Below are 12,205 nucleotides of genomic sequence, written 5' to 3'. Positions count from 1 at the left end.
CAATATGGCTCCATTACGCCGATCATCGGTGGCTCCATAACGGCGGTCAATGACATCCCCCTCGCGCACGAACGCGCCGGCTCCCTGCGCCAGTCTCCATCGCCACAGCGCCCCCGCTTCCCCGCGATCCGTCCATCGCCGCAATTTCCGCCAAGCCCGCGTAAATCGTCGTTCGTGATACGCCCACCGCCTTCGCCACCAAGCTCACCCCTCCGCGGCCGAGGCTCCGAGCTTCCGCAGCTACCCACAGTCTCAGCGTCGCTTCGTCCAAGCGACCCGACAGCGCTTGGTACTTGGCACCTACGGATTCCATGCTATCCATGACCACATGGTATTCCCCGGGCCATATTTGTTCAACTTATTTTTGCTAGGCTCCTTGAGCTTTCAGGAGTATTTCTGCGCCTGTTATCTGGCGGAGCGGGTCGTCAGCCCCGCGTTTAGCCGGAAAGGTGAAAGCAGCGACGGGACGGTGAGTCGCACGAAATTGCGCGACTGGGCGGCCAATGCCTTCTGGCGCGAGACGTTCGTCTTTCTTTTCGAGAAGCTTTCGAGCGAACGCGACAGCGGCTGGCTCGATGACCTCGCGGAAGCCGCTTTCCGGGATGAGTCGGGCGATTGGCTGGCGGCTGAGTACGGGGACGATGCGCGTTTTGCCGTCGCCGCCAGGATCGTCGGCGACCGACACGTCCGCCTGAGCGAGCCGAGCAAAGAGGCCCTGCTTGACGCCTGCGCCCGTCGTGCCTGGTCGGAGTCGCGGGAACCGTGGCGCGAGCCCGTCGTGCTGCAGCTTCTGATCGACGCGGGGATTGCCTGCGTCGTTCGCGCGGCCGGCGAGGCGCTTGACGACGAGGGGCAGACCTTTCCTGCCAGCGCGTCCGGGGAATTGGCAACCATCTCCACTTCGGCAGCGACGAGACTGCTGATCATTCGTGATCCAGCGTTCTCGAACCTCTCGGCGCTCGCGGGGTGGTCCGGCGTGCGAATCCTGGATGTCGATGGCGTCCCATTGAGCGACCTCTCGCCGCTGGCGGCGATGACCGGCTTGAAACAGCTCTCCCTCAACAACACTCAGGTCAGCGACCTCTCGCCGCTCGCGGCGATCACCGGCCTGACCGAGCTCTTCCTCGACAACTCCCAGGTCAGCGACCTCTCGCCGCTGGCGGCGATCACCGGCTTGAAACAGCTCTCCCTCGACAACACCCAGGTCAGCGACCTCTCGCCGCTGGCGGCAATCACCGGCTTGAAACAGCTCTCCCTCAACAACACCCAGGTCAGCGACCCCTCGCCGTTGGCGGCGATCTCCGGCTTGACATGGCTCTCCCTCGACAACACCCAGGTCAACGACCTCTCGCCGCTGGCGGCGATGATCGAATTGCAGATCAGGGGCACCAGGCACATCCAGCCTCGCGATGACAGCGACGCAAGCTCTTTGCGCGGGTGACGATTGAATCGATTGGCGGCGCGCTGGGGTGCGAGGGCCAAATTGCTGGCGCTGGGAAATTGTCACGCCTGGCATCTGCCCTGCACCTGCCTTGACAACGCATTCCCCGGCGGGTAGATTCGCATACCTGCCTTGGGCACTTCCAGGGCGGCGCCGATTTGACATCAACAGATTGCGGGCGCCCTAAAAATGCCGCTAAAGCGAGGTCCATATCAAGACCCGTCGAGCTTTGCGCCGACGGGTTTTCTGTTTTGCAGCCACCGCACTCGAACCGCCAAGAAACCAGGGAAATTCCATGCCAGCGACGCAGCCTGACCGTACCGCCGAACTGAAGGCGCTTCTCGAGCAACGCATCCTTGTCCTCGACGGGGCGATGGGCACGATGATCCAGCGGCGCGGACTGCAGGAGGCGGATTACCGTGGCAGCCGCTTCGCGCAGCATGCGCATGATCTGAAGGGGAACAACGATCTGCTGCTGCTCACACGGCCGGACGTCATCCGGGCGATCCACGCGGAGTATCTGGCAGCCGGCGCCGACATCATCGAAACGAACACGTTCAACTCGACGAGCATTTCGCAGGCAGATTACCACCTCGAAGCGATCGTCCATGAGTTGAACCTTGCCGGTGCAGCACTGGCGCGGTCCGTGTGCGACGACTTTACCGCCAGGAACCCGGCCAAGCCGCGCTTCGTCGCTGGTGTTCTCGGACCAACCTCGCGCACCGCGTCGATCTCGCCGGATGTGAACGACCCAGGCTACCGCAACGTCCGCTTCGATGAGCTGGTCGAAAGCTACCGCGAAGCGATTCGCGGACTGTGCGATGGCGGTGCCGACCTCCTGCTGGTCGAGACCGTCTTCGACACGCTGAACGCCAAGGCGGCGCTGTTCGCAATCGAACAACACTTCGAGGCAGCCGGCCGGCGCTGGCCGGTAATGATCTCCGGAACGATCACCGACGCTTCCGGACGAACCCTGTCGGGACAGACCGCCGAGGCTTTCTGGAACTCGCTGAACCACGTCCGCCCGCTCAGCTTCGGCCTCAACTGCGCGCTCGGCGCCGGCGAACTGCGCCAGTACGTCGAAGAGCTGTCGCATCGTTGCGACTGCTTCGTCTCCGCGCATCCCAACGCCGGCTTGCCGAATGCTTTCGGCGGTTACGACGAGACGCCCGCGCAACTGGCCGCGGAAATCACGGATTGGGCGAAAAAGGGCTTTGTCAATATCGTCGGTGGCTGCTGCGGCACCTCGCCCGAGCACATTGCGGCGATCGCCGCGAGCGTGGCGGGAATCCGGCCGCGTGTCGTCCCGCAGCTTCCACGGCAGCTCCGCCTGTCGGGTCTCGAACCGTTCAATGTCGGCAGCGACTCGCTGTTCGTGAACGTCGGTGAGCGGACCAACGTCACCGGCTCGCGCGTCTTCGCCCGGATGATTCTCGACGGACGTTTCGACGACGCGCTCGCGGTTGCCCGCCAACAGGTGGAGAACGGCGCGCAGCTCATCGACATCAACATGGACGAGGCGATGCTCGACTCGAAGGCGGCGATGGATCGCTTCCTGAAGCTGATCGCCAGCGAGCCCGACATCGCGCGCGTGCCGATCATGATCGACTCGTCGAAATGGGAAGTCATCGAGGCCGGTCTCAAATGCATCCAGGGCAAGGGCATCGTCAACTCGATCTCGATGAAGGAAGGCGAGGCCGAGTTCTTGCGCCAGGCCCGACTGGCCCGCCGCTACGGAGCGGCAGTGGTGGTGATGGCGTTCGACGAGGCCGGGCAGGCCGATACCTTCGCCCGCAAGACCGCGATCTGCGCCCGCGCCTACCGCTTGCTCACCGAACAGGCCGCCTTCCCGCCCGAGGACATCATCTTCGACCCGAATATTTTCGCCATCGCCACCGGCATCGAGGAGCACAACAATTACGCGGTCGACTTCATCGACGCCTGCGCCTGGATTCGCGCCAACCTGCCGGGAGCACAGGTGTCGGGAGGCGTGTCGAACGTCTCCTTCGCCTTCCGCGGCAACGATGCAGTGCGCGAGGCGATTCACACGGTCTTTCTCTACCACGCGATCCAGGCCGGGCTGTCGATGGGTATCGTCAACGCCGGCATGCTCGGCGTCTATGACGATCTCGAACCAGTGCTGCGCGCAAAGGTCGAGGACGTGGTGCTCAACCGCACTCGCGACGCCGGCGAGGCTCTGGTGGAGTTTGCCCAGACGGTCAGGGAAGGCAAGTCCCGCGAAAGTGGTCCCGATCTCGCGTGGCGGGCGCTGCCCGTCGAAGAGCGTCTGGCGCACGCGCTGGTCAAGGGAATCACCGATTTCGTCGTCGCCGATACCGAGGAATGCCGCATGGCCCTGGCCGCCGCTGGCCAACCGCCGCTGGCGGTGATCGAAGGCCCGCTGATGAACGGCATGAACGTCGTCGGCGACCTCTTCGGCGCCGGCAGGATGTTCCTGCCGCAGGTGGTCAAGTCGGCGCGCGTGATGAAGCAGGCGGTGGCGCATCTGATCCCCTTCATCGAGGCGGAGAAACTGCGCACCGGCGCCAGCAGCAAGGGCCGCATCGTCGTCGCCACGGTCAAGGGCGACGTTCATGACATCGGCAAGAATATCGTCGGTGTCGTGCTCGGCTGCAACGGCTACGAAGTCATCGACCTCGGCGTCATGGTAGCGTGCGAGCGGATTCTGCACGCGGCGCGCGAACACGGCGCGCAGGCGATCGGTCTGTCCGGGCTGATCACCCCGTCGCTGGAGGAAATGAGCCATGTCGCCGCGGAAATGGAACGTCTCGGCTTCGCCGGGAGCGGCGATTCGCCGATACCGCTGTTGATCGGCGGTGCAACGACCAGCCGTGCACACACGGCGATCAAGATCGCGCCGCACTATTCGGGACCAGTGGTGTATGTCCCCGACGCCTCGCGCGCCGTCGGCGTCGTCACCCGACTGCTGTCGATCGACCAGGCCGCGGGCTTTCGCGCCGAACTGGCTGCCGATCACGAGCGGGTGCGCGCACAGCACGCGAACAAGAAGGGCATCCAGCTGGTGACACTGGAATTCGCGCGCAACAACCGCTTCGCGTGGAACGCCGATCCCGGCTACCGCCCCAGCGCCCCGAAAGCTCCGGGCCTGCACGTCTTGCGCGAGGTCGATCTGACGACCCTCGCCGAATACATCGATTGGGGGCCGTTCTTTCAGACCTGGGATCTCGCCGGCAGCTTCCCGAAGATCCTCGACGATGCGGTCGTCGGCGCGACCGCACGCGGCGTATTCAGCGACGCGCAAGCGATGCTGGAAAGGATCATCGGTGAGCGCTGGCTGAGCGCCAACGCCGTTTTCGGCCTCTTCCCAGCCAACGCCGTCGGCGACGACATCGAAATCTATTCCGACGAATCGCGCACCAGGCGCCTGATGAGCTGGCACAACCTGCGCCAGCAGCACGAGCGCCCGGCCGGGAAGCCGCACCAATGCCTGAGCGACTTTGTGGCCGAGCGCGGCACCGCCGACTGGATCGGCGCTTTTGCAGTCGCCGCGGGTTTTGGCATCGAGGAGAAGCTCGCCGAGTTCGCAGCGGCCCACGACGACTACCACGCGATCCTCTTGAAGGCGATCGCCGATCGCCTTGCCGAAGCCTGCGCCGAGTGGTTGCACGAGCAGGTGAGACGCCATTACTGGGGTTACGCAAGCGATGAAACGCTCGACTCGACGGCGCTGATTCGCGAGGAATATCGCGGCATCCGACCGGCTCCGGGGTATCCGGCGTGCCCGGATCACACCGCCAAGCGAGACCTCTTCCAACTCCTCGATGCACCACACAACGCCGGAATCGGTTTGACCGAGTCCTTCGCGATGACTCCGGCAGCGGCGGTTTCCGGCTTTTATCTGGCGCATCCACAGGCACGATATTTCGCCGTCAGCAAGATCGCACAGGACCAACTGGAAGACTGGGCACAGCGTGCCGGCTTCAGCGTCGCCGACGCCCGGCGCTGGCTGGCTCCGCTGCTCTGACAAGGCGCCAGACCGCCGATGTCCGACGGGCAACTTGCCGACCTCGTGACGCGAGATGTCGACCTGTCGACGCGGACAACCCTGGCCCTGCCCGGCCGGGCCGCTTTCTACGCAGAGATCAGCTCGCCTGCGCAGCTCGCACAGGTCGCCGGCAGCTGCAGCTGGGCTCGTCGCTTCGTTCTCGGTGCGGGCAGCAACCTGGTGCTCACCGGCGACTTCGACGGCCTGCTGCTGCACATGGCGATCGGCGGGCGGCAGCTCATCGGCGAGGACGATGATGCTTGGTACGTGCGCGCGGGTGCCGGCGAAAGCTGGCATCGACTGGTCGAGTGGACACTTGCCCAGGGCTGGCCCGGACTGGAAAATCTGGCGCTGATTCCGGGAACGGTCGGCGCAGCACCGATCCAGAACATCGGTGCCTACGGCCTCGAACTGGCCGACCGTTTTCTTTCGCTCGAAGCCTGCGATCTGCTGACCGGGAAAATTCGGCGGCTGGATCGTGCGGCGTGCCGTTTCGCCTACCGCGACAGCATTTTCCGCCAGCAGGGATGGCACCTCGACGCGCGCATGATCATCACGCGCGTGACCTTGCGCCTGCCAAAGTCCTGGCAGGCACTGACCGGCTACGGCGAACTGGCGGCCGAACTCGATCGCCAGCGAATTGCGCACCCGGACGCCCGGCAGATTGCTGCGGCGGTGATCGCCGTGCGCACGCGCAAGCTGCCGGATCCGGCTGTACTGCCAAACGCCGGCAGTTTTTTCCACAACCCGGTGGTGGACGCGTTACTCGCCGAAGAGCTGGCCCGAGCCCATCCGCAACTGCCGCGTTACCCGCAGGCCGATGGGCGCGTCAAGCTCGCTGCCGGCTGGCTGATCGAACAGAGCGGCTGGAAGGGCAGGAACCTCGGTCGCGTCGGCATGTACGAGAAGCAGGCGCTGGTCCTGGTGAATCGTGGTGGCGCGCCGGGCAACGAGGTGGTGACCCTGGCACGCGCCGTACAGGCCGACGTGCGCAGGCGTTTCGCTGTCGAACTGACGCCGGAACCCGTCTTTCTCTGATCGCTGGCGGCTGTCAGAAGGTCTCGCCCGGGCGCAGGAAGCGCCATTGACCGAGTGGCAGATCGGCGAGCCGAACCGCCCCGATGCGGACTCTCTTGAGACCGGTGACGCGCAGGCCGACCAACTCGCACATGCGCCGGATTTGCCTCTTTCTGCCTTCGAGCAGGACGAAGCGAAGTTGGTCGTCGTTGAGCCATTCGACCCGGGCACGTTTCAGCTTGCGGTCGTCCAGGCTGAGGCCATGGCGCAACAAGGCAAGCCCTTTGTCGTCGAGATGCCCAACGACGCGCACCAGGTATTCCTTGTCGATCATCGAGTCCTCGCCAATCAACTGGCGCGCGACCCGACCATCCTGCGTAAGTATCAGCAGTCCGGTCGAATCAATGTCCAGCCGGCCGGCCGGTGCAAGCCCGTGCAGGCACGAAGGATGAAAAGCTGGAGTGTCCGGCGTGCGGACCTGGGTATCCGCTCGAATCAGGGAGGCTGCCGGCGTACAGCCGGGCTCCGGCTGCCCGGAGACATAACCGACCGGCTTGTGCAGCAGGATGGTCAACCGGCTCTGCTGCTTCGCCTGCGCCTGCCGGTCGAGAGTGATTGCCGCTCCCGGATCGGCGCGCGTCCCGAGCTCGCTGATCCGGCGCCCGTCTACGAAGACCCAGCCACGCGCGATGTATTCATCGGCATCACGACGCGAACAGAGACCGCGCTCGGCCAACAGCTTGGAAATGCGGACACCGCCCGGGCCCGTGACGCCCGCGGCAGCCCCGGTCAGCGCCGACGGCCGGGCTAGTGCCGGAGTCTGCTGGAGGCCTGCAGGCCCCGGTCGCTTGCCGCCGGCCACGCCCGCGACCAACTTGCGTCCCCCTGCCCGGCCCCCCCCAGGCGGCGGCGCCGGTCCCCTGCGCTGGCCGTCGGACATCGCTCAGGCAATGTCCAGCAGTTCGATCTCGAAGACCAGCTTTGCGTGCGGCGGGATCAGCTTGCCAGCGCCACGAGCGCCATACGCGAGCTCGGCGGGAATCGTGAGCTTGCGAATCCCGCCGACGCTCATTCCCGGTACGCCCTCCTCCCAGCCGGCAATGACGTGCCGGCCGTCGAGCGGAAAACGGAACGGTTCGTTACGATCGACACTGGAATCGAACTTCTTGCCGTCGGCCAGCCAGCCTGTGTAATGGACGATGACGTGCTGGCCACTGACCGCAGTGGGTCCGCTGCCAACGATGATGTCTTCGATCTGCAAGCCGCTGGGTGTGGTGACGATGGGCATTTGGTTTCCTCGCAAAAAAGTTGAAAGTGTAACGTGAAAGTCGCGAGAACGACTCACAGCCCCCCCTTTTCCCCTGTCCAGCAAATTGGCATGGGGCGACAAGAGGGAAGCGATCATGACTTTCCTCCTGGTCGGTGACGGGATCCATCGTGCCGGCTGACCAGTCATCGCGCCGTGCGACAGCGAAGTCCCACGGAAGCCCGCAAGTGTCTGCCTGCCAGGCGTGAATCTGGTAGGAATGGCAGAGAATCATCATCGAAGACCGCTTCCGAAGACACCCGAGAGAACCGCTTGCTTCCCAGCTTTCCGCTACAATTTACGGCACGCCGGGGGATTAGGGGGAATACGCGCCATGGACTTACAGAAGATCGCCACGGCGGTGCTTACCGACCGGGAAGCCCTGCAGGACTTCATCGACGTGCTGCGGGATTACGTTCCCGGCATCGAGCGCGACGTCACTCGCCTGCGCAGCACACCAACCGACCGCGAGGTAATCGGCAAGCTCTTTCGCGCTCTGCACAACGTCAAGGGGGACGCCGGCTTGTGCAAGGTCGACGTGGCGGTGGCCATCGTTCATCCAATCGAGACCCTCCTCGCCCGCATTCGCAGCGACGCCTTGCCGTTCTCAGAGCAGTTGGCCGAGTTGATTCTGCTGGCGATCGACCGCCTTGAGCTCGCGGTCGCCCGCCTGTCTTCTGGGGATAGGCTGGACAATCTGCAGTTGGTGCCGTTGATCGAAGGACTCGAACAACTGGCGCTGGCGGCGCCTGCCAAGGTCGAGGAAAGCGCGGTTGCCGTAATCGAGACCGTCACCGGCTTTCGTCCGCTGGTTGGCGCCGCGCGCGCCAGGAACGACCAGCCTGCCACTACGGGCAATGGCGACAGGTCACAGTTGGCCGCCGACCTGCTTTTCTTTCATGGCTTGGCCGGTCAGTTCGAAGCCCGTTCGCCTCTTTTCAAGGGTCGAACGCAGCGCATTCTTCGCCTTGCGCTACAGACCAATCAAGTGGCCGGCGATCGCATCGACCCACAGCAGCTTGAGGCGGCCGTATGTTTGCACGATGTCGGAATGATGTTTCTGCCGGAGTCGGTATGGCTCAAGGACGGCAAGATGAGCCCGGCTGAAAAGCAGTTGTTGCAAACCCATCCGGCCAGCGCGGCCGGCTTGCTGTCGAGGATGGCGGGCTGGTCGGGAGCAGCGGAAATGGTCCTGCAACACCACGAGACTCCTGCAGGCGATGGCTATCCGGCCGGCCTCAAGGCAGCCGAGATCGCTCCCGGTGCCAAAGTGCTGGCAATCGTGGATGCCTTTGAAGCAGTCATGCTGAAGCACGGCCACCGTAGCCGGAACCGTTCGCTGCTGCGAGCGATCGCCGAAATCAACGCCTGCGACAAACAGTTTGCTCCGGAGTGGATCGAACCGTTCAACCAGGTCATACGTCGCAACCTGGGACCACAGTGAGCCCAGAGAACTTCGACCCGGCGCGTCGCTTCAGCGGAACCACCCGCGTGTACGGCGCCGAAGCGCTGCGACGCTTCGCTGACGCGCACGTGGCGGTGGTCGGCATCGGCGGGGTGGGCTCGTGGGCGGCCGAGGCCTTGGCGCGCTCGGCGATCGGCAGGATCACGCTGGTCGACCTGGACATGGTTGCGGAATCGAACGTCAACCGGCAGGTACATGCCCTCGACGGCGAATTCGGCAAGGCCAAGGTCAGCGCCATGGCGCAAAGGATCCGGACGATCAATCCGAACTGTGCCGTCGTTGAAATCGAAGACTTCGTAACGCCGGAAAACGTGCGCACTCTGTTTGACGGTGGACTCGACTACGTCATCGATGCCATCGACCAGGTGCGCGCCAAAGCGGCAATGATCGCCTGGTCGAAGGGCAGCGGCGTGCCGATGATCACGGCCGGTGGTGCCGGCGGCCAGATCGACCCCACCCGGATCGGAATCGCCGACCTCGCGCTGGCCATCCAGGATCCGCTGCTCGCAAAGGTGCGCTCGCTGCTCCGCAAGGAGTACGGCTTCAGTCGCGAGGCCAGGAAGAAATTCGGCGTGCCGGCCGTCTTTTCGAGCGAGCCGCTACGTTATCCACCTCCCACCGATTCCTGTGCACCGCCGCCGCAAAGCGGTCTGAGCTGCGCCGGCTTCGGCTCGTCGGTTTGCGTTACGGCGCCGTTCGGGCTGCTGGCCGCCGGCGAGGTGCTGAAGCATCTGGCGCACCAGGCGGCCCGCGGTATGGGAATGCCGGTGTGAGCAAGATGGCGCGCAAGCCGAGCAGCAGCAAACTCAGGCCACCATTACCCGATTCTTCCCCGCCTGCTTGGCAGCGTACATTGCCTCGTCGGCCCGCTTGCTGATCGAAGCCTGCGTATCACCGGGTCGCAGCTCGCTCACCCCGGCGCTGAAGGTGATCAACTGCCGGTTGTTGTCGTGCAGGAAGATCCGTCGTGTCAACTCGCGCTGCAGGCGGACGATGGCCTTCCGCGCATCCTCGAGCGACGTGTCGGGAAGGACGATGATGAATTCCTCGCCACCGAAGCGCGCGACAGTGTCCTGCGGCCGCATCGTTTCCCGGATGACGGTCGCCAGGTGAATCAGTGCCGCATCGCCCGCGTCATGGCCCAACGAATCGTTGAGTCGTTTGAAATTGTCGATGTCGAGCATGGCCACGCAGAGTGTCGAATGGTGACGCTGTGCGCGCGCAACTTCCTTGTCGAACGCTTCCTCCAGACCACGACGGTTGAGGGCACCAGTCAGTTGGTCGTGCCGCACGAGCGCGCTCGCCCGATCCAGCTCCGCCTGCAACTCGCTGACTTTCCTATCGGCTTCACGCACACGCTGCTGCGTGGCGCGAAGATCGTCGCGCGAACGCTGCGCGTTCAACTGGATGATGCGTGTCTCGCGGATCACTTCCGCAAGCACATCCTCCAGCTGGGTAATGTTTTCCGCCTTGCCGATCTTGACCGCGCAGGCTTCGATCTTGTCGTGATAGTCGGAAGTGGAATCCGCGAATTCGGCGAGATGGTCGACAAAACCGGCCAGCATCTGCTTGAGACTTTCCCTTGCTTCGTTGAGGCTGTGCTTGAGCTGGCTCTGCTTGAAGATCACTTCCTTGAGACGAAGCTCGGCGTCGCCAATCGAGCGCAAGTTGATGGGACCGGAAAAGATGTCACGGACGACAGCGATCTGTCCGACCAGCCAGCGATCCTCGACGACCAGCTCGCCTACGTTTTCGAGCAGCAACTGCAGCAGGTTGAGCAACCCTGCGCGCAGTTCGGCACGGTCTCCCGTGAGAATCTCGAGGCGAAAGGCAAAACGCTTGATGCCCGCCTGCAGACCTGACAAGGCCTGCCGCGTCGTGGCATGGCGGACCTTGCGGGCAAGCACGCGTGCGTCCGCCGCGAGCTCAGGCTCATCGCCCAACTGTGCCGCAATGAGCACTTCAAAAGTGTAGGCGAAGAGATCTCGCAGCTCGGACGACTCCTCGCCGATCCGCTGCGCCAAGTCGGAGACGACATCGCCGACGACCGGCACGCTGCCTTGAGGGACTTCTGCCTCGTCGCCCACGAGAGGGATTTCCTCATCGGCAGGCGCGCTGGTCGACCACGATTTCACCAAGCCCTGCAATCGCCCAAACAGCAACTCGTTGTTGCCCGCAGCGCCGGAGAGCACACGCTCGACAGCCTCGCGCTTGCGTGCCGCGGTCAGGCCGGCCTGCCTGCCTTCCCATTGGCGAAGAAATTCAGCAAGCAGCCCGGTCCACGGCAAGTCCCGCTCCTCGCCGAGCTGCCTGACCAGATCCGCAACACACTCCCGAACCTGCGCCCAGTTGCGGCCATTGACCGCCATGTCGAACCTTCTGGCGAATTTCTGCTGGACGAGAGTCTCTCTCGGCAAGGCACTCTGGATTGCCCGCAATTCGCGCTCCGGAAAGAGTTCGATGACATCTCCGGTAGTCCCGGCAATCTCGTTGTAAAGCTTGTGGTAGTTCTCGGGAGACGGCGCCATGCGGCGAGCGGCCAGCCGACGCAAAGTCTCACGAGCAATTTCCGACGGATTCGGGGGGCTGGCCATGGCTTTCTGGCGAAACGGCAATCCAGACATTCTAGCAGGGGGATCGGCGGTCGGAAACCGCAGCCGAACGCCACTCCGTGACCTTGCCCCGGTCTGACATCGCGCAACAAGGCGGGGATTCGCACACACAAGAGTGAAAAGGACTTTGCAGCGCTTCCCCTGGACACTCGTCGTCCCCCGAGCAAGGCTAGATGGTCGCGCACCCGCTCCCGGGCAGGCGCCAGATGATTCGCGGACGATCGGTTCGGCTATAATCACACGCGGCGACGACAATTGCCCCCGTAGCATGAAGGTCGTGCGGTTGATTTGTAATCATCAGGTCGTGGTTCGATTCCGCGTGGGGGCACCAATGAAA

8 protein-coding genes, 1 tRNA gene and 1 pseudogene are annotated in these 12,205 nt (G+C 63.9%); 6 read left to right on the top strand and 4 right to left on the bottom strand.

The features are described from left to right. Nucleotides 1-142: 142 nt before the first annotated feature. Nucleotides 143-322 (bottom strand): annotated as a pseudogene (locus NFV80_RS12350) (ISAzo13 family transposase); the annotation flags it as partial. A 147-nt stretch (nt 323-469) separates the two neighbouring features. On the opposite strand from NFV80_RS12350, the gene NFV80_RS12345 reads away from it, so the two are divergent. The 3 genes from NFV80_RS12345 (at nt 470) to murB (ending at nt 6,506) form a co-directional block, all read left to right on the top strand. Next, nucleotides 470-1,441 (top strand): leucine-rich repeat domain-containing protein, encoded by a 972-nt coding sequence (locus NFV80_RS12345; protein ID WP_295330545.1) that lies wholly within the window; start codon nt 470-472, stop codon nt 1,439-1,441. A 295-nt stretch (nt 1,442-1,736) separates the two neighbouring features. Continuing rightward, nucleotides 1,737-5,447, top strand: coding sequence for a methionine synthase (gene metH, locus NFV80_RS12340; RefSeq protein WP_295330544.1), 3,711 nt, complete (start codon nt 1,737-1,739; stop codon nt 5,445-5,447). 18 nt (nt 5,448-5,465) lie between these two features. Continuing rightward, nucleotides 5,466-6,506 (top strand): UDP-N-acetylmuramate dehydrogenase, encoded by a 1,041-nt coding sequence (gene murB, locus NFV80_RS12335; protein ID WP_296758835.1) that lies wholly within the window; start codon nt 5,466-5,468, stop codon nt 6,504-6,506. A 13-nt stretch (nt 6,507-6,519) separates the two neighbouring features. On the opposite strand, the gene NFV80_RS12330 is transcribed toward murB, so the two are convergent. Both NFV80_RS12330 and NFV80_RS12325 read right to left on the bottom strand, forming a co-directional pair. Then, nucleotides 6,520-7,359: a pseudouridine synthase gene (locus tag NFV80_RS12330; RefSeq protein WP_295330540.1), complete on the bottom strand. Its 840-nt coding sequence runs from the start codon at nt 7,357-7,359 to the stop codon at nt 6,520-6,522. 69 nt (nt 7,360-7,428) lie between these two features. Next, nucleotides 7,429-7,773: an FKBP-type peptidyl-prolyl cis-trans isomerase gene (locus tag NFV80_RS12325; protein ID WP_295330538.1), complete on the bottom strand. Its 345-nt coding sequence runs from the start codon at nt 7,771-7,773 to the stop codon at nt 7,429-7,431. A 352-nt stretch (nt 7,774-8,125) separates the two neighbouring features. Between NFV80_RS12325 and NFV80_RS12320 the strand changes: the two genes are divergently transcribed. Together NFV80_RS12320 and tcdA are read left to right on the top strand one after the other, a co-directional pair. After that, a complete protein-coding gene (locus NFV80_RS12320; RefSeq protein WP_295330536.1) occupies nt 8,126-9,235 on the top strand; it encodes an HD domain-containing phosphohydrolase in 1,110 nt (369 codons plus the stop codon). Beyond that, nucleotides 9,232-10,029, top strand: coding sequence for a tRNA cyclic N6-threonylcarbamoyladenosine(37) synthase TcdA (gene tcdA / locus NFV80_RS12315; protein WP_295330533.1), 798 nt, complete (start codon nt 9,232-9,234; stop codon nt 10,027-10,029). The genes NFV80_RS12320 and tcdA overlap by 4 nt, the downstream gene beginning before the upstream one ends. A gap of 33 nt (nt 10,030-10,062) precedes the next feature. On the opposite strand, the gene NFV80_RS12310 is transcribed toward tcdA, so the two are convergent. Further along, nucleotides 10,063-11,850 carry a GGDEF domain-containing protein gene (locus NFV80_RS12310; protein ID WP_296758831.1) on the bottom strand — a complete coding sequence of 596 codons (1,788 nt, stop codon included), beginning with the start codon at nt 11,848-11,850 and terminating at the stop codon, nt 10,063-10,065. A gap of 275 nt (nt 11,851-12,125) precedes the next feature. Here NFV80_RS12310 and NFV80_RS12305 point away from each other — a divergent pair. Next, a tRNA-Thr gene (locus NFV80_RS12305) sits at nt 12,126-12,199 on the top strand. The last annotated feature ends 6 nt before the right edge of the window (nt 12,200-12,205 follow it).

The sequence above is a fragment of the Accumulibacter sp. genome (assembly GCF_023806565.1).
In the GTDB taxonomy this organism is placed as follows: Bacteria; Pseudomonadota; Gammaproteobacteria; order Burkholderiales; family Rhodocyclaceae; genus Accumulibacter.
The sequence above is the reverse complement of the archived record's forward strand: the minus strand, read 5'-3'. Positions and strand labels throughout refer to the sequence as shown.

Excerpts from the sequence above, each read along its gene's own strand:
- NFV80_RS12320 (WP_295330536.1), top strand. The coding sequence starts at position 8,126 with ATGGACTTACAGAAGATCGCCACGGCGGTGCTTACCGACCGGGAAGCC.
- metH (WP_295330544.1), top strand. The coding sequence starts at position 1,737 with ATGCCAGCGACGCAGCCTGACCGTACCGCCGAACTGAAGGCGCTTCTC.
- NFV80_RS12325 (WP_295330538.1), bottom strand. The coding sequence starts at position 7,773 with ATGCCCATCGTCACCACACCCAGCGGCTTGCAGATCGAAGACATCATC.
- murB (WP_296758835.1), top strand. The coding sequence starts at position 5,466 with ATGTCCGACGGGCAACTTGCCGACCTCGTGACGCGAGATGTCGACCTG.
- NFV80_RS12310 (WP_296758831.1), bottom strand. The coding sequence starts at position 11,850 with ATGGCCAGCCCCCCGAATCCGTCGGAAATTGCTCGTGAGACTTTGCGT.